Raw genomic sequence first — 21,058 nt, 5'->3', positions numbered from 1 at the left:
GAAGTCCTCGGTAAGAGCGGCAGAACTGCTCGGACGTGTTCAAACTTAAAAGTCTGACTTTTACGAGGGAAGGTGCCCGTGTGCCAGCCTGTGGTGAAAGTGGGACACCGGGACCCGCACTGAGGCGGCACGAGAAGGACATGGCGGACAGAACCATCCAAGGCGTCGGCGGTGACGGCGACGTGATCAGAACGTTTCCCTTCCCTGTCGATCTGAGCGTCTGCGGGGTCGGCATGCAGGTCGGCCCGATGGGCACCGGGCGCACCTGGCACGCCGACGCACCCCTGCACCGCGTCCACCGCATCGACTTCCATGTGGTGATGCTCTTCGACGAGGGCCCGGTCCGCCACATGATCGACTTCGCCGAGTACGAGGCGAACCCCGGCGACGTCCTGTGGATCCGCCCCGGCCAGGTCCACCGTTTCTCCCGCATGGACGCCTACCACGGCACCGTCCTGACCATGCAGCCCGGTTTCCTGCCTCGCGCCACGGTCGAGGCGACCGGCCTCTACCGTTACGACCTGCCGCCCCTCCTGCACCCCGACGAGCCCCGCCTCGCGGCCCTTCGCTCCTCGCTGGGCCAGCTCCAGCACGAGTACGAGGACTCGACGACCCTCCCGCTGAGCCTGCACACCTCGGTCCTGCGGCACTCCCTGACCGCGTTCCTGCTCCGGCTCGCGCATCTCGCCGCCAGTTCGGCGGAGGCGGCCCGGCAGCAGGCCGACACGACGTTCACCCTCTTCCGCGACGCCGTCGAGCAGGGCTTCGCCACCAATCACAGCGTCAGTGCCTACGCCGACGCCCTCGGCTACTCCCGCCGCACCCTGGTCCGCGCGGTCCGCGCCGCCACCGGCGAGACCCCCAAGGGCTTCATCGACAAACGCGTCGTCCTGGAGGCGAAGCGTCTCCTGGCCCACACGGACCTGCCGATCGGCCGGGTCGGGGCGGCGGTCGGCTTCCCCGACGCGGCGAACTTCTCCAAGTTCTTCCAGCAGCACACGGATGTGACGCCGGCGGCGTTCCGGGCCGAACTGCGCTGACGGCCGGGACATGCGGAAGGGGGCCCACGCGAAACGCGTGAACCCCCTTCGCCCGTGAGCGGTCGGGATCAGTGGCCGAAGTCGAACCAGTTGACGTTCACGAAGTCCGCCGACTGGCCGCTGCTGAACGTGAGATAGACGTCATGGGTCCCGGTGACCGAGCTGATGTTCGCGGGCACCGTCCTCCACGACTGCCAGCCCCCGGTGTTGCCCACCGCGAAACTGCCCACCGGAGTCGCGGTCGGACTGTCGAGCCGCACCTGCACCAGACCGCTGACCCCGCTCGCCGCACCGCTCGCGACCCGGCCGTAGAACTGGGTGGCCGCCGTGGAGCCGAAGTTGACGCCCTTGTAGAGCGCCCAGTCGCCGTTGGCTATCGAGCCGAGGTCCTGGCCGCCACCGGTGTCCGTGGTGGTCTCGGCGACGGTCCCGGACTGGCTGTCGTACGACTCGGCCTGGATGGCGCCGTAGGCGTCCCGGTTGCCGGTCGGCGGGGTCGTGGTACCGCTCCCACTGCCCGTCGACTGGAGCACCTGGACGTAGTCCACCGTCATGGGGTGGTTCGGGTCGGTGGCGCTCGTCGGGCCGCCGCCGAACGCGTCCGGGAAGCCGCCGCCCATCGCCACGTTCAGGATGATGAAGAAACCGTGGTTGGTGGCGTTGGCCCACGTGGTGGCGTCGACCTGACTGGCGTTCACCGTATGGAAGTTGACGCCGTCCAGATAGAAGCGCATCTGCTCCGGGCTCGTCGACCTGTCCCACTCCATGGCGTAGGTGTGGAAGCCGGCCTGACACGTGGTGCCGGTGCAGGCGGTGTTGCCGCCGATGCCGCTCGTCTCGTTGCAGGGGCCGCCCGGGTTGGTGCCGCAGTGCATCGTCGCCCAGTCGGTGTTCAGACCCTGGACGTTCTCCATGACGTCCAACTCGCCGACGCTGGGCCAGTTCTGGTAGTTGCCCCGGTACGGCGCGCCCAGCATCCAGAACGCGGGCCAGTAGCCGAGCGCCGACGAGCCGGTGACGTTGGGCAGTTGGATCCTCGCCTCGACGCGGAGCTTCCCGCCGGCCGGAGGCTGGAAGTCGGTGCGGTTGGTCTCGATACGGCCCGAGGTCCAGTTGCCCGAGGCGTCCCGGCGCGGGGTGATCAGCAGATTGCCGTTGCCGTCCAGCGCCACGTTGTTGGTGGAGGAGGTCATCGTCTCGACCTCGCCTGTGCCCCAGTTGGCGGCGCCACCGGGATACGAAGTCCCGGTGTCGTACTGCCAGTTGGTGGTGGAGACGCCGGAGCCCGCGGCGCCGTTGAAGTCGTCCAGGAAGACCTGGGTCCAACCCGACGGGGGAGTGGGCGCGGAGGCGTCCGCGGGGAGGGCGAAGGCGGTGGCGAACGCGGCCGCCAGGCCGAGCGTGGAGAGTACGGCGACGAGGGCGCGGCGGCGTCTGGGTATTCCGGAAGGTGCACTCATGGGGGTGAGCCTCTCGGGTACGGAGGGAGGTGCGCGGGTGCCCCGAGAGCTTCTGAGAGCGCTCTCAGGATGGGGTCAATGTGCTCCCCGGCACTCCCGTCGTCAAGAGTTGAAACACCGTCAAGAGTTGAAGGCTCGCGCGGAGTCGAGAGTTGAAGATGTCCGGCGGCCATGCGGGTCGCGCCTGCGGGGTGTCCGGCGCAGGGTCGCCGGCCGGCGGAGTGATGTCGCTGGCCGCCGGTGACTCGTTTGCCGCGACGCCGAACTTGATCGTCGGGGCCCCGGTCAGACCGCGCTGCCCGCCTTCCAGTCCGCCCATGACAGGTTCCAGCCGTTGAGGCCGTTGTCCGCCGCCACCGTCTTGTCGCCGGAGTTCTTGACGATGACGACGTCGCCGAGCATCGAGCTGTCGTAGAACTTGTAGCCCGCCACCGAGCTGTCGTTCGCGCCCTTGGCGTCGTGCAGGCCCACGCAGCCGTGGCTGGTGTTCTCGCTGCCGAACACCGAGGTGGACGCCCAGTAGTTGCCGTGCACGAAGGTGCCGGAGGTGGTCAGGCGCTGGGCGTGCGGGACGTCGGAGATGTCGTACTCGTCGCCGAGCCCGACCGTCGAGGACTCCATGCGGGTCTGCTTGAACCGCTCGCTGATCACCATGATCCCGGCCCAGGTGGTGTGCTGGGCGTTGCCGCCGCTGACCGGGTAGGTGGCAACGGTCTTGCCGTCCCGCTTGACGACCATCTCCTTGCTGGACAGGTCGACCGTGCTGATCTGCTCACGGCCGATGTCGAAGGTGACGTCCTTGGACTGCACGCCGTAGATGCCGTCCTGGCCCTCGACGTCCTTCAGCCGCAGGCTGAGCGTGATCTTCGTGCCGGCCGCCCAGTACGTCTCGGGGCGGAAGTCCAGGCGGGTGTCGCTGAACCAGTGTCCGACCACCTCGACGGCGGGCTCGGCGGTGACCGTGATCGCCTTCTGGACGGCGGCCCGGTCGGTGACCGCGTGCGTGAAGTTGATCGACACGGGCATGCCGACGCCGGAGGTGGAGTTCGCCTCGGGGGTGAAGTAGCCGACGAAGGTCTCGCCCGGCGACTTGGTGGTGAAGGTCGCCGTCTGCGCGGCGGCACCCTGCGTCTGCGCCGAGACCGTGTACTTGGTGCCCGAGTACGGGTTCTTCGCGGATGTCCACTTGGTCTTCGCGTCGTTGAACGACCCGGCCAGCGTGGAGCCGTCGTTGCCGGTCACCTTCACGGTGGCGAGCGTGCCGTCGGCCACCGTCACCGTGACCGGGGCGGTGAAATCGGCCTTCTTCGTGCCGTCGGCGGGCGAGACCGTGACGGTCGGCGCCTTCGCGGACTTCACGGACGCGGTCGCCGACGAGCCCCCGGACGAGGAACCCTCCGTGGCGTCCGCCGAACCGCTGCACCCCGTCAGTACGGCGGCCGGCACCACCCCGAGCACGGTGAGGACCCCACGCCGGGACCACCTCTCCGACTGCTTCTCGGACCGGTTGGATATGTGCGACACGCCCACGGCAGGCCTTCCTCCGCATGTCGCGCACACCCCCTGGCCATACGCGACGAGATCACCAGTGCTGTTGCATCCTGCGTCACTTCCCTGGATTGAATCTTTGAATCCCAGGGGCTCCACCTGAGATTCCTGTGAAGAGAGCCTGAAGGAAGGCCTGAAACCACGGTTGCCGGAGGCTCCGTGAGTGTGAACAGAGTATGAACGCGCCGACCGGTGCCCTGAGTATCCGGTGAGATCCCCGTCCCGCCATGGCTTCCCCACCTGTCCGGTCGGAAGAGTGAGGAAGGAACCGAAGGCGGAGTTCCGTTTCGACGGCTCCGCGGCAGACCACCGCCGGAGGTATTCGTGACCGAAGTCCGCAAGCGGCCCACCGTGGCGATCGTCGGAGCGGGCGCGGCAGGCACCCTGACCGCCGTCCAGCTCTGCGAGACGGCCACCCGCCGCCGGACCCCCCTCGACCTGGTGCTGGTCGACCCGGCCCCGGAGGCCGGCCGCGGCACCGCCTACGCGACCCAGGATCCACGCCACCGCCTCAACGTCCCGGCGGGCGGCATGAGTTGCTACCCGGACGATCCCGGCCACTTCACCCGCTGGCTGTGCCGCCACGGCGAACCCACCGTCGGCGCCGCCGACTTCGCCACCCGCTACCGCTACGGCGCCTACCTCGCCGACACCCTCGCCCAGGCCGTCGTCCGCTCCCACGGCACGGTTTCCGTACGCCGGCTGCGCACCCGCGCCGACACCTGTACCGGCACCCCCGAAGGCCCGGTGGAACTCCACCTCGCCGACGGGGGACTCCTCACCGCCGACAGTGCGGTCCTCGCCACCGGCCCCGCCGCCCCGACCGCCGACTGGGCGCCGCCCGCGCTGCGTTCCTCACCCCGCTTCCTCACCTCGCCCTGGACGCCCGGCGCACTGGACCCCGTACGCGAGGGCAGCGCCGACATCCTGCTCGTCGGCACCGGCCTCACGGCCGTGGACCTCGCCCTCACCCTGGACCGGTCCGAACGCACGGTGCACGCGGTGTCCCGGAGCGGACTCCTGCCGCAGCCCCACGCGTTGGGACCGTCCGGCGCGATGGAGGCGCCGCCGTGGCCGCGCGACCTCACGCTGAGCGGCCTGCGCAGGACCGTCTACCGGCACGTCAGCCGCTCCGTGCGCACCCACGGCGACTGGCGGCCCGCGCTCGACAGCCTGCGCCCCCACACCGCGAGACTCTGGCGCAGCCTCACCCCCGAGGAACGCGCGGAGTTCCTCGCCCACGAGGGCGCGATCTGGAACACCCACCGCCACCGCATGGCACCCACCACCGCCGAGTCCGTCACCCGGGCCCGCACCGCACGCCGCCTTCGGGTGCACGCGGGCACGATCGCCGATGTGGTCGAGGACGGCGGTCGGTTGGCGGTCACCCTCTCCAACGGCCGTACCCTGCACGTGGGTTGGGTGATCGACTGCACCGGACCGGGACAGCGGCTCGAAGACCCCTTGTGGCGCGGACTGTTCGAGACCGGGATGGCGGTGCCGGGGCCGCTCGGCATGGGAGTCGCCACACGGGACGGACGCCTGCTCGACACCGAAGGCCGTTCCGTACGACCGCTGTTCACGCTCGGCGCCCCTCGGCGCGGCGAGCTGTGGGAGACCACCGCGATCCCCGAGATCCGCGTCCAGGCCGCCGCCCTGGCAAGACAGTTGCTCCCGCCACCGGCCCGCCGCACCCGCCGCAGGCCGGTCGACGGACTCGGACTCCCGCTCTCGACCCACGCCGAGGCCGCCACCGCCTACCGCAACGGGCTCGACCGGGTCCTCAAGGTGCGCGCCGGAGCCGAGGACGCCTTCGCCCGCGCGGTCGCCCTGGACCCCGGATTCGCCCTGGGCCACGCGGCGTTGGCCCTCCTCGGCCACGAGTGCGGGGCCGCCGTCGACGTGCCCCGGGCGCTCGCCGACGCCCAGCGCTGCGCGCGCGAACGGGCCGACGAACGGGAGCGGTCCTTCGTGGACGTGATCACCCGCCGAGTCCAATCCACCGACGGGGACCGCGCGTTGATACGGCACCTCGACGCCCACCCCGCCGACGCGCTCGCCCTCGCCACCGCCGTACCCACCATCGCCTTCTCCGGGGTCACCGACCTGGACGACGACTACGCGCTGCGCCTGGTCGAGCGGACGTCCCCCGCCTACGACGGGCACTGGTTCCACACCTCGCTGCTCGCGTTCCTCCGCCAGGAGCAGGGCCGGCTGCACGAGGCGGGCGAACTCGCCCACCGTGCCCTGGGAGCCCAGCCCGCGTCCGGGCACGCGGTGCACGCGCTGGCCCACGTCCACTACGAGTCCGGCGCCCACGAGGCGGGCCGGGACTGGCTCGACGGCTGGGTGTCGGGACAGGGCCGGGGCGCGGTCCACCGGGCCCACTTCTCCTGGCACATCGCCCTGCACGAACTCGCGTTGGACGACCCGGCCGCCGTCCGCAGGCGCTGGTACGCCCAGTTGGCGCCCGGACGGGTGACCGGGGTACGCGCGCTGGTCGACTCGGGGTCGCTGCTCTGGCGGGCCAGGCTCAGCGGCAACTGGCAGGGGGAGTTGCCCACTTCGGACGTCCTGGACGCCGTGGCCTGCGAGGTGCTGGAGCGCCCCGCGACCGCGTTCACCGCGCTGCACGCGGCGGTGGCCCTGACCGCCGCGGGCGATCTGCCCGCCCTGCGCCGCCTCCGCGACCACGCGGCGGGCGCCGACCCGGTCCAGCGTGAGGTCGTCGCACCGCTCTGCGAGGCCCTCGCCGCCCTCGTGGAACACCGCTTCCACGAGGCCGCGCGAGGCCTCGACGCCCTGCTGCCGGTCCTGCGCAAGGTGGGCGGCAGCGCGGCCCAACGCGAGGTCGTCGAGGAGACGTTGCTGTACGCGCTGGTCTCGGCGGGCCGGTGCGACGCGGCACGACGCCTGCTGGACGCACGCCTGGACCGGAAGGCGACGCCCAGGGACCGGCGGATGCTGGCCGGGTTGCCCGAGTGAGGTGTGCCGGTGCTCTGCGACCCTTCCGCGGAGCACCGGCGGCACCGACGTCAGCGGCTCGCCAACTCCCGCTCCACAGAAGCCTCTTCACGCAACCCGTACCGGTCGTGCGCCCGGCGCAGCGGCTTCGGCGCCCACCAGGCGCGGTGGCCGAGCAGAGCCATCGTCGCCGGAACCAGCAGCATCCGTACGACCGTCGCGTCGATCAGCACCGCGAGGGTCAGGCCGAGGCCGGGCCTGAGCGGCTCCTCGGGGCAGGGGCCGTTCCAGTATCGCGAGCCCCCGCGGACCCGGCCTCGCCGGTGAGAGGGATATCCCCGCCCGGCAGGGCGGACCTTCCTACGGCTCCGGCCGCCACCCCAGCGCCCGGGATATCCCGCGTGCCGCGAGCCGCACCGCCGGGATCAACGCCGGTACCTGGGCGTCCACTTGAGGCACCACGACCGACACCGCGGCCACCACCGCACCGCCAGGACCGCGCACCGGAGCGGCCACCGACAGCGCGTCGTCCGTGACCTGACGGCTGCTCACCGCGACGCCGGTGCGCCGGACTTCGGCCAGCACCCGCCGCAGCCGTACCGGATCGGTGATCGTGTACGGCGTGAAGGACGCCAACGGGCCCGCGCAGTACGCCTCCTGGGCGTTCGGGCCGTCGTGGGCCAGCAGGGCCAGGCCCACGCCGGTGGCGTGCAGCGGCCAGCGGGCGCCGACCCGGATGTGCACGCCGACCGCCGAACGGCCCGAGATCCACTCGGTGTAGACGACCTCGTCGCCGTCCCGCACCGCCAACTGCACGTTCTCGTGCGTCGATTCGTACAGGTCCTCCAGGTAGGGGAGGGCCAGTTGGCGCAGGGCGAGGCCGCGCGGTGCGAGGGCGGCGATCTCCCACAGCCGTAGACCGACGTGGTAGACGCCCGACGCGTCCCGCTCCAGCGCGCCCCACTCGGTGAGGGCGCCCGCGAGCCGGTGGGCGGTGGTCAGGGTGAGGCCGGCCCGGCGGCTGATGTCGGACAGGGACAGGGCCGTGTGCTCGTGGTCGAAGGCGGCGAGCACGGCGAGCAGCCGGTCGGGCGCGGACCGTGTGGTGGGCACGGACCGGGTGGTGGTCATGGCGGCCGGGCCTCCGTCCGGTGTCGGTGTCAGGCGAGTCCGTCCTCGGCGACCCGCTGCAACAGCGTGTGCAGGGTCTCCCGCTCGGTCGCGTCCAGCGGGCCGAGCAGTTCGTTCGTGACGCGCAGCCCGGCCTCGTCCGTGTCGCGCAGGAAGCCGCGGCCGTTCTCCGTCAGGACCACGATGCGGCTGCGGCGGTCGTCGGGGGAAGGGCGGCGCTCGGCGAAACCCAGCTTCTCCAGATCGTCGACCAGGCCGACGATCGCGCTCGGGTCGTAGCCGAGCCGGGTGCTCAACTCGCGCTGGAGGGCGCCCTCGGATGTGGCGAGGAAACGCAGCAGGGCGTAGTGGCGCAGCCGTAGACCCGACTCCTGGAGGAACGTGTTGAACAACTGGCCGGAGCGCAGCCCCAGTCGGTACATGAGGTAGCCCGTGTCCGCGTGCAGCCCGCGCATCCACGGCTCGTGCGCGTCGATGGGCTTGGGGGTGACGTGCTGGCGTGCGATGGCGGGCTCCCTGGGTCCGAGGCGTCCTGGAGATTCCAGCATGTCGCACTGCGAGGCTGCCAACAACTATTGACGTCAACAATTATTGCTCTTAGCTTCGATCCTGGCACCGCACCCCATGCGGGACGCCGCACCCCATGTGAAGGGACCCATCCGTGCCCAGCATCGATCTGACCGGCAAGGTCGCCGTCGTCACCGGCAGTGGCCGGGGCCTCGGCCTCGCCTACGCGCACGCCCTGGCCGCCCACGGCGCGTCCGTGGTGGTGAACGACATCGACGAGGCGGTCGCCGAGCAGGCCGTGAAGTCGATCACCGGGGCGGGCGGCACCGCCGTCGCCGAGGTGGTCCCGGTCGGTACGACGGAGGCCGCCGAGCGGCTGGTGAACCGGGCCGTCGAGGAGTTCGGCCGGCTCGATGTGCTGGTCACCAACGCGGGCATCCTGCGCGACAAGGTGCTGTGGAAGATGACCGACGACGACTTCGACGCGGTGATCACCACCCACCTCAAGGGCACCTTCACTTGCGCCCGCGCCGCCGCCGTACGGATGCGCGAGCAGGGCGAGGGCGGCACGCTGATCCTGGTCGGCTCGCCGGCCGGCCAGCGCGGCAACTTCGGCCAGACCAACTATTCGGCCGCCAAGGCGGGCATCGCCGCCTTCGCCCGCACCTGGTCGATGGAGCTGGGGCGCGCGGGCATCACCGTCAACGCGATCGTGCCGGTCGCCGCGACCGCGATGACCGAGACGATCCCCGCCTTCGCCCCGTACATCGAGGCACTGAAGAACGGGGAGCCCTTCCCGGACTTCCTCCGCAAGGGCGAGGGCTTCGGCACCCCCGAGGACTGCGCCGCCCTCGTCCCCTTCCTCGCCTCCGAGGCCGCGCGCTCCATCACCGGCCAGGCCATCGGCATCGGCGGTGACAAGGTGGCACTCTGGTCCCACCCGCAGGAGATCAGCGCCGCCTACGCCGACGGCGGCTGGACCCCCGACACCCTGGCCGACGCCTTCCCCACCTCGGTCGGCGCCGAACTCCAGTCGGTGGGCATTCCCGCACCGAAGCTCCCGGAGGCGTGATGGCATCCCCCATGAACCTCGGCGAACTCGTCGCGATCGACGTCCACACCCACGCGGAGGTGTCCTCCAAGGGCCACGCCTCCCTGGACGACGAACTGCACGACGCCTCCTCCGCCTACTTCAAGGTCGAGGGCAAGCGGAAGCCGACCCTGGAGGAGACCGCCGCCTACTACCGCGAACGGAAGATGGCCGCCGTGATCTTCACGGTCGACGCCGAGTCCGCGACCGGCACCGAGCCCGTCCCGAACGAGGAGGTCGCGGAGGCCGCCGCCGCCAACGCCGACGTGCTCATCCCCTTCGCGTCCATCGACCCGTTCCGGGGCCGGGCGGGCGTGAAGCAGGCACGGCGGCTGGTCGAGGAGTACGGGGTCAAGGGCTTCAAGTTCCACCCCAACATCCAGGGCTTCTTCCCCAACGACCGGGCCGTGGCCTACGACCTGTACGAGGTCATCGAGGAGACGGGCACCATCGCCCTCTTCCACACCGGACAGACGGGCATCGGCGCGGGGGTACCGGGAGGCGGCGGCATCCGCCTCAAGTACTCCAACCCCCTGCACGTGGACGACGTCGCCGCCGACTTCCCGCAACTCAAGATCATCCTGGCGCACCCGTCCTTCCCCTGGCAGGACGAGGCCCTCGCCGTCGCCACCCACAAGCCGGGCGTGCACATCGACCTCTCCGGCTGGTCGCCGAAGTACTTCCCGCCGCAGTTGGTGCAGTACGCGAACACCCTGCTCAAGGACAAGGTCCTCTTCGGCTCCGACTATCCCGTCCTCACCCCGGACCGCTGGCTCGCCGACTTCGAGAAGCTGCCGATCAAGGACGAGGTCAGGCCGAAGATCCTCAAGGAGAACGCCGCCCGCCTGCTCGGGCTGACATAAGGGGCGCCGGATGCGCAACGAGGGACTGGGGTCATGGCCCGCACGCCGGGCCCGCAAGACCCCGCACCGCACCGCCCTGGTCCACGGTGGATCGTCGACCGACCATGGCACATCGCATACGTCGACCGACGACAGCACTTCGCATACGTCGACTGACTACAACACATTGCATACGTCGACCGACTACGGCACATTGCATACACGAACCACTCGCCTCGCCCACGCTCTGCGCTCCCGGGGCGTCCGCCGCGGTGACCGCATCGCCTACCTCGGCCCCAACCACCCCTCCTACCTGGAGACCCTGTTCGCCGCCGGCATCCTCGGCGCGGTCTTCGTCCCCCTCAACACCCGCCTCGCCGGCCCCGAGATCGCCTACCAACTCGCCGACTCCGGCGCCAAGATCCTCGTCTACGGCCCGACGCACGCCGGACTCGTCGCCGGACTGCCGGGCAGCACCGACGTACGCATCTACGTCGAAGTCGGCGCCGAATACGAGGAGTTGCTCGACGCGGCCGCCGAGGACCCCATCGACGAGCCCGTCGCGGCCGACGACACCTGCATCATCATGTACACCTCGGGCACGACCGGCCGCCCCAAGGGCGCCATGCTCACCCACGGCAACCTCACCTGGAACGCGGTCAACGTCCTCGTCGACACCGACCTGATCGCCGATGAACGCGCCCTGGTCTCCGCCCCGTTGTTCCACACGGCCGGCCTCAACATGCTCACACTGCCGGTGCTGCTCAAGGGCGGCACCTGCGTCCTGGTCGAGGCCTTCGAACCGGCCGCCACCTTCGACCTCATCGAACAACACCGGATCACCTTCATGTTCGGCGTGCCCACGATGTTCGACCAGCTCGCCCGGCACCCCCGCTGGGCCGGCGCCGACCTCTCCTCGGTGCGCATCCTCACCTGCGGCGGCTCCCCGGTCCCCTCCCCGCTGATCGCCGCCTACCAGGAGCGCGGACTCACCTTCCTCCAGGGCTACGGCATGACGGAGGCCGCGCCCGGCACCCTCTTCCTCGACGCCGAACACGCCGTGAGCAAGGCCGGATCGGCGGGTGTGCCGCACTTCTTCAGCGACGTACGGGTCGTACGGCCGGACCTCACCCCCGCCGACGTCGGCGAGACCGGCGAGGTCGTGGTGCGCGGACCGCATGTCATGCCCGGCTACTGGGGGCTGCCCGAGGAGACGGCCGCGGTCTTCGCCGACGGCTGGTTCCGCAGCGGGGACGCGGCCCGGACCGACGAGGACGGGTACGTGTACATCGTCGACCGTATGAAGGACATGATCATCTCCGGTGGGGAGAACATCTACCCCGCCGAGATCGAGGACCTGCTGTTGGCCCACCCCGACATCGTCGAGTGCGCGGTCATCGGTGTCCCCGACGACAAGTGGGGCGAGGTGCCGAGGGCGGTCGTCGTGCCACGCGAAGGCGCCTCGCCCGACCCCGACGAGGTGCTCGCCTCGCTGGCAGGCCGGCTCGCCAAGTACAAGATCCCCAAGTCGATGGTGCTCGCCGACGAACTCCCGCGCACCGCCTCCGGAAAGCTCCTCAAGTCCCGGGTGCGCCAGCGCTTCGGCAGCAACTCCTGAGTACCGGCTCCCAAGCACCAGTTCCCAATTACCAATTCCTAAGTAGGGAAAGCCATATGGGCATCACCGTGAACGGCCTCGACGAACTCAAGAAGCTCGCGGACAGCGACCTGGGCACCAGCGAGTGGATCGAGATCACCCAGGAACGCATCGACACGTTCGCCGACGCGACGGGCGACCACCAGTGGATCCACGTCGACCCGGAGAAGGCCGCGGCGGGGCCGTTCGGCGCGCCGATCGCGCACGGCTATCTGACCCTCTCCCTCTTCATCCCGCTCTTCACCGAACTGCTGGACGTCGAGGGCGTGTCGACGAAAATCAACTACGGCCTGAACAAGGTGCGTTTCCCCGCACCGGTCAAGGTGGGGTCGCGGATCCGGCTGGTCGCGAGGCTCGCCTCGGTCGAGGACGTGCCGGGCGGGGTACAGATCGCCGTCGACGGCACGATAGAGATCGACGGCGGGCCGAAGCCCGCCGCCGTCCTGCAGAGTCTCTCGCGGTTCTACGCCTGAGCGACGCCTACGGTCGATTGTCTACTGCTGCCCGTCTACTGCCGCCTGTCTACTGTTGTTTGTACGAGTAGACGCTGGTCGACACCACGCACACGCCCGGCTGTACGACCTCGGCGCGGAGCGTGCCGCTGTTCACGTCGTAGTCGATGCCCTCGGCCTCGAACGTGCCCGTGCAGATGCTGCGTTGGGGCAGCGCGAACAGGCTCGTGACCGTACCGGTGATCGGCTGCCCGTCCAGCTTGTGCGGTAGGTCGACCTGGAGCAGCGGGCGGATCTCGGGGAACTTGCTCCCCGAGGCGTCGTCCGAGACACACACCAGGCGGGTGTCCGTCACGAAGTCGCAGCCCTGGATGTCGTTCACCGTCCTGTCCAGGGTGATCTGCCCGGCCTGCGGCAGCGCCCCGCCCGTCGCCGGCGTGGACGGGTTGAGCAGGGGAGTGGGGAAGACCTGGAGTCTGGACTGGTCGCCCCACTCGCCCGACACCATCCACTGTGTGTCGGGCGAGACGGCGTCGAAGGAGTTGTTGATCTTCTCGCCCGAGTCGAGCGTGTGGACGTACGTGTAGCGCGTCCCGGACGGCGTGGTCACCGCGAACATTTTGGACGTGCCCGTGTCGGCGGCCTGGTAGGCGTCGAAGACATAGCCGTTCGCGATGTCCGGGTCACCGATGTGGTTCCAGCCCTGGCTGCGCAGATCCAGCGGGATGGACGCCAGGCCGCGGTACAGCAGCGAGCCGTCCGCACGACTGGCGACACCCTCACCGCCGCCCAGGCTGTCGGTGTAGGCCGTGCCGGTCTCCACCCAGGGGGAGCCGACCGCGGAGGCGGTGCTCACGCCGAGCGTGAGAGCACCCAATAAGGCGGCGAGGACCGTGAGTTGACGCTTCATCAGAGACTTCATCAGATACCTGCCAGGTCGACGAAGATGGGGTTGGAATAGAACCATGTGTCGGCCCACGGGTCACCGTTGCCGGGCTCGTGGGGGATCGGGCCGTGCGGGTCGATCGAGGCGCCGAGGTAGCCCGCGCCGTGTCGCTTGCCGTCGCTGCCGCGCAGCCGCAGATAGAAGGACTCGTCCCCGGCGGTCACCGGGATGCGCAGGGTGTACGTCCCCTTGCGGCCGCTCACGTCGGCGGTACGGACCACCTTCGTGTCCGGCGCCCGCCACGCGTCCCGGTCGGACACCGCACCGCGCACCGCGCCCTGGATCACGTCCACGTGCGCCAACTCGGGCAGGATTCCCTGGGCGTTGGGCCGCGAGGCCGTCGTCACGGTGACCTCCAGGGTGAGCCGGTCACCCTTGCGGACCCGCAGCCGGCCGCCCAGCGTCACGCCCCGACCGTGGTCGCAGTCCCGCTTCAGCCGGACGTCGAGCCCGTCCAGCAGATGCCCGTGGTCGACCCAGACCCGGCCCGCACGCATACCGGCCATCACGGCGCCGTAGCCGTAACGCGTGACACCGACGTGCGTACGGCTGAACTCGCCGGGCCAGAAGTCGCTGCCGGGCTGCGGGGTGTCGGTGTTCACCGGGTCGGGCAGCTTGCCGGTGTTGTCGAAGTTCCGCCCCGCGGGCCAGGCGCCGTTGGCCCAAGTGTCGTAGACCGTACGGTGGTTGTCGGAGTTGGTGGTGATCGAGAACAGCCGGCCCTCGGCCAGCATCGAGTCCCACAGCCCGCCGACGGTCGCCGTCGCCCAGTCGAAACCGCCGTACGTCACATACGCGTCCGCCGGATAACCCGACCAGGACTGCGCCGACGGCTTGTTCTCGTACTCGCCGCGGATCGACGTGGCGCCGCGCCAGCCGGGGAGGGCCGCTCCCTGGGCGCCGGGTGCGCCCTCCATGCCGATCATGATCTCGGGGGCCGCGTCCCGCCAGGCCCGCATCTCGTGCGGGGAGTCGATACCGAGCCGCAGCGGGTGGTTGGCGAGCACGAGGACGTCGTCGACATAGCCCGAACGGCGCTGCTCGGCCAGCCACTTGATGGCCTTGACCGCGTGGGCCTCGTTGCGGGCGGTATCCGTGGCGCCGGCGGCGCCCTCCGTGTAGGCCAGGAGCTTGCCGTCGTAGGCCAGCTCGAACTGGGTGAGCAGGTCCACCTCGTGGCGGCCGGGCGCGGCGAACACGGTGCAGTGCTCGGCGGCCGGGACGTACCACTCCAGGCCCTGGAAGATGAGCTGGCGCGGGTTCTCGGCGCGCGCCTTGAGGATCTCGGCGTGCTCCAACTGGGCGCCGTAGTAGGCGTGTCCGAAGTTGGAGTGCTCGTTGAACACCATCCAGTCGAGGCCGTACTTCGCGGCGGCCTGCGCCTGCTGGGAGAACGTGTACTTGGCGTCGTGGCTGTACACGGAGTGCACATGGTGGTCGCCGACGAGGTAGGCGAGGCGCGGGTCGTTGCCGCCGTAGCCGCGACCGGCCGCCGAAGCGGAGGTGGCGAGCGGTCCCGCGCCGAGCGTGAACGCGGCGCCGAACAGGCCCGCGCGGCGCAGGAGTTGACGTCGGGAGACGCCCTGCGCGTCGAGGGCGGCGGGGGAGACGGACGGGTCGGCCCAGGTGGGCAGTTGCTGCTCGGTCATGATCGGTGCGGTTCCTCTGGAGGGCTGTCAGTGGGTCATGAAGGAGGACACGGGCAGCGCCCGGGAGACGATCCGTACGTCGCCGAGGCGGCCGTGCAGGATCTGGTCGATCTTGTCGGCGTACTCGTAGCCGCCGAGCAGCCACGGCTGCCCGGAGGAGGCGATGCCGATCGCGGGGGCGTGCGGATTGCGGGCCACCGGGCAGCCCTGCACATACATCGTGGTGTGCCGTCCGTCGTTGACGACGGCGAGGTGCCACCAGATCTCGGGGTCGGTCTCGTCGCCCCAGTTGGTCGCCAACTGCCGCTGGTTGAGCGGGTGCACCGCCCACTGCGGTCCCGGGCCGTCGGAGAGGGACAGGGTGGCGAGCGGCTCGTCGGGGTCGTCCGTGACCGTGCCGACGGAGCCGTTGCGGCCGGTGCGGCTGACCAGTCCCGCCCAGGCGTTGTGCGAGGCGTTCCAGTCGGCGGGCAGCCAGTAGAACGCCTCGATGGTGTAACCGTCCTTGAACGTCGCCGAGTTGAGCGGCGCACCGTCGACGGTCCGCAGGTACGCGCCCTTCAGCGGGGACTTGTAGCCGGTGAACTCCAGGCTGCCGTGGCCCGGTTGGTCGGGGTGGTGCTCGGCCGACCAGCCCAGGGTGCCGCCGTTCACGGAGACCACGGTGAGGTCGTTGCCGCGGCCGGACAGGTCACGGACGGTGCCGGAGACCGGGGACTCGAAGCGCCAGTAGGCGGCCGTGCCCGGGATCACCATCTTCGACGCGGGGCGCGCCGGCCGCACCGGCACCGGGTCGAAGCCGGCGAAGCGGTCCGCGAAGTCGATGTCGACGGAGAACCGGTCGGCGTCGCCGCTGAGTTCGATCTCCTGCCGCTCCAGCTCGTTGAGACCCTTCGCCGCCCGGCCCAGGATCCACGGTGACACCGTCTCCACGTCGATGACGTCGCGGTCCAGGTCGAAGTGGTAGAGGCGGATCATCGCCGCGCCGCCGAAATAACGGTTCTGATAGTTCGTCAGGTGAAGGTGGACGTCGTTGCCCGCCGCGTTCCTGCGGGTCGCCCGGCGGGCGGGCCAGTAGTGGCCGTTCAGGGTCAGGAAGATCTGATCGTGGTCGGCGACGAGTTGGTCCCACAGTTGCTGCCCGTAGTCCGACAACGCGTCGTCGTCGACGACCAGTTCGTGCGTGGTGAGGATGACCGGAGTCTTCGGGTGCCGGGCGATGACGTCCTTGGCCCAGGCGTAGCCCTTCGCGGACAGCCGCCAGTCCAGCGCGAGCACGAGCCACTCCCGCCCGGCCGCCTTGAACACGTGATACGTGTTGTAGCCGTCCGAAGAGGCCCCGCCGAACGTGGACTTGTTCTTGAAGCGCTGCGGGCCGAACGCGTCCAGGTACGGCGACGTGCCGCGCTGGTCGTCCGTCGACGACCGGATGTCGTGGTTGCCGGCCAGCACGCTGTAGCCGACGCCCCGCCGGTCCAGCAGCCCGAACGCCTCGCCGATCGCGGCGAATTCGGGCTCGGCCCCGTTCTGCGTCAGGTCGCCCAGGTGGGACAGGAAGACGATGTTCTTCTCCTTGCCGTGCTCCAGGAGATAGCGCAGCGAGGCCTCGATCGGCGCCTTGTCGATGCTCGGCCCGTCGAAGAGGTACTGGGTGTCCGGCATCACGGCCAGCGTGAAGCGGCGGCTGTCGGTGTCGGGCCGCCAACTCGCCGTCGCCGGGGCCGCTTCGGCGCTGGCCGGCAGCGCGACACCGGCCGTCGCGGCGGCGCCGAGCAGGGCCGTCGCGCGGAGGAAATTGCGCCGTCCGGCGCCGGCCTGGGCCGTCTCGCACTGATCGTGCTCATGCGAAGTACACACGTGTGCTCCGTACAGGGTGAGTGCTCGTGAAAGCAGCTGAGAACTGGGGAGTTCAGAGAACGCGCAGGGTCCAGCTCCAGCGATGGACGCCCGGTGCGACGAGGTACTGAGCCGAGGTGTCGGGGCCGCACGAGGCCGTGCCAATACCCCGGTGCGCCGCGTCGAGATGCACCACGCAGGAGGCGCGCAGCACCAGTTCGTCGTGATGCCGTACGGCGGTCAGATCCTCGGCGCGATAGCGGGTGACCGAGATCTGGCGGGGCTCGTCGAGGTCGACGGTGAAACCGGTGGCGTCCGGCGCCGACAGCGTGAACCGCCGCACCCCGTGCCGGCCACCGCTCTCCTGCGGCCGCAGATACGGGGTGAACAACTCGTCGACGGGGACCGAGTGATGACCCACGGGCGCGCCCGTGCTCCGGTCGGGGTACGACTCCCACGGACCCCGGCCGAACCACTCCAGCAGATCAAGACCGGGCGCCGTCTCGAACACGGTGCCCACCCGGGCCACGTCGTCGAACTCCTCGGGCAGTTCGGCCGACTCCTCCACCCGGACCCCGCCCTCGACCGGCGTGAACACCTGGCAGTGCCGGACCACACCGACCGCCCCGGCGTACTCGGCGACCGTCGTCACACGCTCGCCGTCCCGCCGTACCGAAACGACCTTCCGGACCAGCGAATCGAGCCCCCAGGCCCGCCAGCGCAGCGCCATTCCGCCCAACTCGTCGTTGTCGGTGGGCGCCCGCCACAGGGACAGGGTCGGGGCGAGGGCCAGCAGCGGGTGGAGGAGGAGGCCCTCGCCGTCGACCTCCACCCGACCGCTGGTCACGGGGCGTGCCGTCGCGCGCGCCGCCGCCCGCAGCCGTACCTGGGGCGTACACACCTCCGTGCCGCGAGGCGCCCACGCCTGGTCCTCGGCCGTTCTCACCCGCAGCGTCAGCCAGGCCTCCCCGCCGTCCTCCGGCAGCTCGAACGGCAGCGGAACCGCCACCGTCTCGCCCGGGCACAGCGCGGGCAGTTCGGCCGGAGCCGTCAGCGTGCGGCCGTCCGCGAGCGCCAACTCCCAGGTCCCGGCAAGCCAGTCGAGGCCCCGGAAGTGCTGGTGGTTGCCGAGGACGATGCCCTCGTGCCGGAAGCACTCGATGCGCACCGGCGCCGCGATCTCCCGGTGCTCGAACATCACCGGCTTGGGTGTCCGGTCGGGAAACACCACGCCGTCCGCGATGAACGCGCCGTCGTGGACGCTCTCGCCGAAGTCACCGCCGTACGCCCAGCGGTGACCGGGCGCGGCGACACCGTTGTCGTAGAGGCCGGCTCCCGCTCGGCCGGTGGGTCTTCCGTCGCTCACACGCTGCAGGATCCCGTGGTCCCAGAACTCCCAGATGAAGCCGCCCTGAAGACCCGGGGTTGACTCGATGGCAGCCCAGTGGTCGGCGAGCGTGCCGTTGCTGTTGCCCATCGCGTGCGAGTACTCGCACTGGATCAGCGGTTTCGTCTGCTCCCCGGACAGCGCGTGCGCGACACAGTCCTCCAGCGACGCGTACATCGGGCAGGCGATGTCGGAGGCGAGATCCGGGTCCGCCCAGCCGCGCTTGGCCGCGCCCTCGTACTGGATCGGCCGGGTCGGGTCGTGCCGGCGGACCCAGCCGGCCGCCGCGTCGTGGTTCGCGCCGTAGTCGGACTCATTGCCCAGCGACCACACGATGACGGAGGGGTGGTTCTTGTCGCGGAGCACCATCCGCGACACCCGGTCCACGAACGCGTTCAGATAGCGCGCGTCGTCAGCGATCTCGTGGGCGTGGTCGTGCGACTCGATGTTCGCCTCGTCGACGACGTAGAAGCCCAGTTCGTCGGCGAGGTCGTAGAACGCCGGGTCGTTCGGGTAGTGCGAGGTGCGGACCGCGTTGAAACCGAACCGCTTCAGCAGGACCAGGTCCGCGCGCATGTCGTCGTACGTCACGGTCCGGCCGGTCAGCGGATGGAAGTCGTGCCGGTTGACGCCCCGGACGAACACCCGCTCCCCGTTGACGAGCAGGTCCCGTCCGACGATCTCCACGTCACGGAAACCGATGCGACGGTACGACGTGTCCGCGACCGATCCGTCGGCCCGGTGCAGCCGGACCGTCAGGCCGTACAGCTCGGGCGTCTCGGCGTTCCAGGCGCGGACCTCGGGGACCGTGGCCCTGATGCGGGCCTCACCGAGGAAGTCGGAGACCCGGTCGTCCTCCTGGTTGAACCGGTCGAACTCCTCGTCCTGGCACAGGAGTTGGCCGTCCAGATCGCCGACGACATACCACCCGGCGGGCAGCGCACCGCCCGCGTTTCGCACCTGGCAGTCGACCCGCAGCTCCCCGTCGTACCGAGCTCGCACGGTCACGTCGGCGAGATACAGCGGATCGGTCGCGTACAGCAGCACCGACCGGGTGATACCCGCGTGCCACCACTGGTCCTGGTCCTCGATGTGCGAGGCGTCCGACCACTTGACGACGGTCAGCCGTACGGTGGCGCGCCCGCCGGGACGTACGACGTCCGAGAGGTCGAAGTCGGCGGCGAGGTGGGAGTCCTTGGAGACGCCCACGGGCCGCCCGTCCACGTGCACGAGCAGCACGCTCTCGGCGGCCCCGACCTGGAGCACGATCCGCCGCCCGGCCCACTCGGCCGGGATGTCGATCTCCCGCTCGTACACACCCGTCGGATTGTCGACCGGCGACAGTGGAGGGAATTCTGCATACGGCATACGGACGTTCGTGTACTGCGGAAGGTCGGCACCGGCGTCGGCACCGGCACCGGCACCGGCACCGGCGTCGGCGGTGCCGGTGACGCTGGCGGCGTCGGTGGATTCCATAGTCCATACACTCGGCACGTATACCGAGGACCACGCGTCCCCGACCGGCGCGTCCGGCGCCGGCAGCAGTTGGAAGCGCCAGTCCCCGTCGAGCGCGAGCGCGCCGACGCGGCGGTCGACGGCTGACATCGGCAACCGCCCCCAGGAGGTCACTTCGGGTGACTCCCAGGGGCGGAGCGCGAACAGCGGGTCCGTCATCAGCGGATGGCTCCCTTGCCGAGGTCGCCGATGATCTGCTTGGCGCCGACCGCGAACACGATCAGCAGGGGGACGAGGGCGAGGAGCGCGCCGGTCATGACCATTCCGTAGTCGGTGGTGCCGTGCGTGCCGTTGAGCTGGGACAGCGCGACCTGGAGCGTCACGTTGTTCGGGTTGGTGAGGGCGATCAGGGGCCAGGCGTAGTCGTTCCACTGGCCCATGAAGGTGAAGATGCCGAGGAAGGCGAGGCCCGGCCGGACCACCGGGAGGGCCACGTGCCAGTACTGGCGCAGGAAGTGCGCGCCGTCGATGCGGGAGGCGTCGAGGAGTTCGTCGTGGATCGCGCTCCTCATGTACTGGCGCATCCAGAAGATGCCGAACGCGTTGGCCGCCGCCGGCACGATCAGCGCGGTCATCGAGCCGATCCAGCCGAGCTTCGCCATGATCACGAACTGCGGGATCGCCGCGAGCTGCGCCGGCACCATGAAGATGACCATCAGCAGGGCGAACAGCACGTTCCTGCCCGGGAAGTGGAACTTGGCGAAGACGAACGCGGCCAGCGAGTCGAAGAACAGGACCAGGAAGGTCACCGACCCCGCCACCAGCACCGAGTTGAACATCGAGCCGAAGAAGTCGATGTTGTCGAAGAGGCTGCGCACGTTCTCCAGGAAGTGCGAACCCGGCAGCAGCTTCGGCGGGTAGGAGAAGATCTCCGACGAGGTGTGCGTCGACATGATCACGGCCCAGTAGAACGGGAAGGCCGAGAGCAACACGCCCAGGATCAGGGAGACATGCAGGGCGACGCCGCGGCTCCGGGTGCCCCGGATCGCCTTCGGTCGCCGTGTGCCTTGAAGGAATGCCATGGTGACCGACTC

At 70.1% G+C, this 21,058-nt stretch carries 15 protein-coding genes and 1 pseudogene; 6 read left to right on the top strand and 10 right to left on the bottom strand.

Going from position 1 to position 21,058, the window contains the following annotated elements; all coding sequences use genetic code 11:
• Positions 1-140: 140 nt before the first annotated feature.
• The gene (locus tag ABZT04_RS37055) at positions 141-1,040 is read left to right on the top strand and encodes an AraC family transcriptional regulator (RefSeq protein WP_356062534.1); all 900 of its coding nucleotides are present in this window, start codon (positions 141-143) and stop codon (positions 1,038-1,040) included.
• A 68-nt stretch (positions 1,041-1,108) separates the two neighbouring features.
• On the opposite strand, the gene ABZT04_RS37050 is transcribed toward ABZT04_RS37055, so the two are convergent.
• Complete coding sequence (locus tag ABZT04_RS37050) at positions 1,109-2,500, bottom strand: glycoside hydrolase family 16 protein (protein ID WP_356062531.1); 1,392 nt, start codon at positions 2,498-2,500, stop codon at positions 1,109-1,111.
• A 285-nt stretch (positions 2,501-2,785) separates the two neighbouring features.
• Complete coding sequence (locus tag ABZT04_RS37045; protein WP_356062529.1) at positions 2,786-4,030, bottom strand: Ig-like domain-containing protein; 1,245 nt, start codon at positions 4,028-4,030, stop codon at positions 2,786-2,788.
• Between the two features lie 342 nt (positions 4,031-4,372).
• Here ABZT04_RS37045 and ABZT04_RS37040 point away from each other — a divergent pair, with 342 nt between their 5' ends.
• The gene (locus tag ABZT04_RS37040) at positions 4,373-7,033 is read left to right on the top strand and encodes an FAD/NAD(P)-binding protein (protein ID WP_356062527.1); all 2,661 of its coding nucleotides are present in this window, start codon (positions 4,373-4,375) and stop codon (positions 7,031-7,033) included.
• Positions 7,034-7,083: 50 nt separating this feature from the next.
• On the opposite strand, the pseudogene ABZT04_RS37035 reads toward ABZT04_RS37040, so the two are convergent.
• The 3 genes and pseudogenes from ABZT04_RS37035 to ABZT04_RS37025 all read right to left on the bottom strand — a co-directional run.
• A pseudogene (locus ABZT04_RS37035) lies at positions 7,084-7,275 on the bottom strand (hypothetical protein); the annotation flags it as partial.
• A 97-nt stretch (positions 7,276-7,372) separates the two neighbouring features.
• Positions 7,373-8,143, bottom strand: a complete 771-nt coding sequence (locus ABZT04_RS37030) for an IclR family transcriptional regulator (protein WP_356062525.1) — start codon at positions 8,141-8,143, stop codon at positions 7,373-7,375.
• A gap of 29 nt (positions 8,144-8,172) precedes the next feature.
• Positions 8,173-8,598: a MarR family transcriptional regulator gene (locus ABZT04_RS37025; RefSeq protein ID WP_043671884.1), complete on the bottom strand. Its 426-nt coding sequence runs from the start codon at positions 8,596-8,598 to the stop codon at positions 8,173-8,175.
• Positions 8,599-8,804: 206 nt separating this feature from the next.
• Between ABZT04_RS37025 and ABZT04_RS37020 the strand changes: the two genes are divergently transcribed.
• From ABZT04_RS37020 to ABZT04_RS37005, 4 genes are read left to right on the top strand one after another with little or no spacing between them, the layout of a single operon-like run.
• Positions 8,805-9,722, top strand: a complete 918-nt coding sequence (locus tag ABZT04_RS37020) for an SDR family oxidoreductase (protein WP_356062522.1) — start codon at positions 8,805-8,807, stop codon at positions 9,720-9,722.
• Positions 9,723-9,733: 11 nt separating this feature from the next.
• A complete protein-coding gene (locus ABZT04_RS37015; RefSeq protein WP_356062556.1) occupies positions 9,734-10,603 on the top strand; it encodes an amidohydrolase family protein in 870 nt (289 codons plus the stop codon).
• A 10-nt stretch (positions 10,604-10,613) separates the two neighbouring features.
• Entirely contained in the window at positions 10,614-12,200 is a 1,587-nt protein-coding gene (locus tag ABZT04_RS37010) for a long-chain fatty acid--CoA ligase (RefSeq protein WP_356062519.1), read from the top strand.
• 56 nt (positions 12,201-12,256) lie between these two features.
• Positions 12,257-12,712, top strand: a complete 456-nt coding sequence (locus ABZT04_RS37005; RefSeq protein WP_356062516.1) for a MaoC family dehydratase — start codon at positions 12,257-12,259, stop codon at positions 12,710-12,712.
• Between the two features lie 49 nt (positions 12,713-12,761).
• Here ABZT04_RS37005 and ABZT04_RS37000 read toward each other — a convergent pair whose 3' ends face one another.
• The 5 genes from ABZT04_RS37000 to ABZT04_RS36980 are packed head-to-tail and all read right to left on the bottom strand — an operon-like array spanning position 12,762 to position 21,046.
• Complete coding sequence (locus ABZT04_RS37000; protein ID WP_356062554.1) at positions 12,762-13,601, bottom strand: hypothetical protein; 840 nt, start codon at positions 13,599-13,601, stop codon at positions 12,762-12,764.
• Positions 13,602-13,612: 11 nt separating this feature from the next.
• Positions 13,613-15,286 carry a PHP domain-containing protein gene (locus tag ABZT04_RS36995; protein WP_356062513.1) on the bottom strand — a complete coding sequence of 558 codons (1,674 nt, stop codon included), beginning with the start codon at positions 15,284-15,286 and terminating at the stop codon, positions 13,613-13,615.
• A gap of 27 nt (positions 15,287-15,313) precedes the next feature.
• Positions 15,314-17,143, bottom strand: a complete 1,830-nt coding sequence (locus tag ABZT04_RS36990; RefSeq protein WP_356062510.1) for a LamG-like jellyroll fold domain-containing protein — start codon at positions 17,141-17,143, stop codon at positions 15,314-15,316.
• 52 nt (positions 17,144-17,195) lie between these two features.
• Complete coding sequence (locus ABZT04_RS36985) at positions 17,196-20,183, bottom strand: glycoside hydrolase family 2 TIM barrel-domain containing protein (RefSeq protein ID WP_356062507.1); 2,988 nt, start codon at positions 20,181-20,183, stop codon at positions 17,196-17,198.
• Positions 20,183-21,046: a carbohydrate ABC transporter permease gene (locus ABZT04_RS36980; RefSeq protein WP_356062504.1), complete on the bottom strand. Its 864-nt coding sequence runs from the start codon at positions 21,044-21,046 to the stop codon at positions 20,183-20,185. Before ABZT04_RS36980 ends, ABZT04_RS36985 begins: the two co-directional genes overlap by 1 nt.
• Between the last annotated feature and the right edge of the window lie 12 nt (positions 21,047-21,058).

It is taken from the genome of Streptomyces sp. NPDC005492 (assembly GCF_040605995.1).
GTDB lineage: Bacteria > Actinomycetota > Actinomycetes > Streptomycetales > Streptomycetaceae > Streptomyces.
Note: the sequence above shows the minus strand (reverse complement) of the source record. Positions and strands in the feature narration are given on the sequence as shown.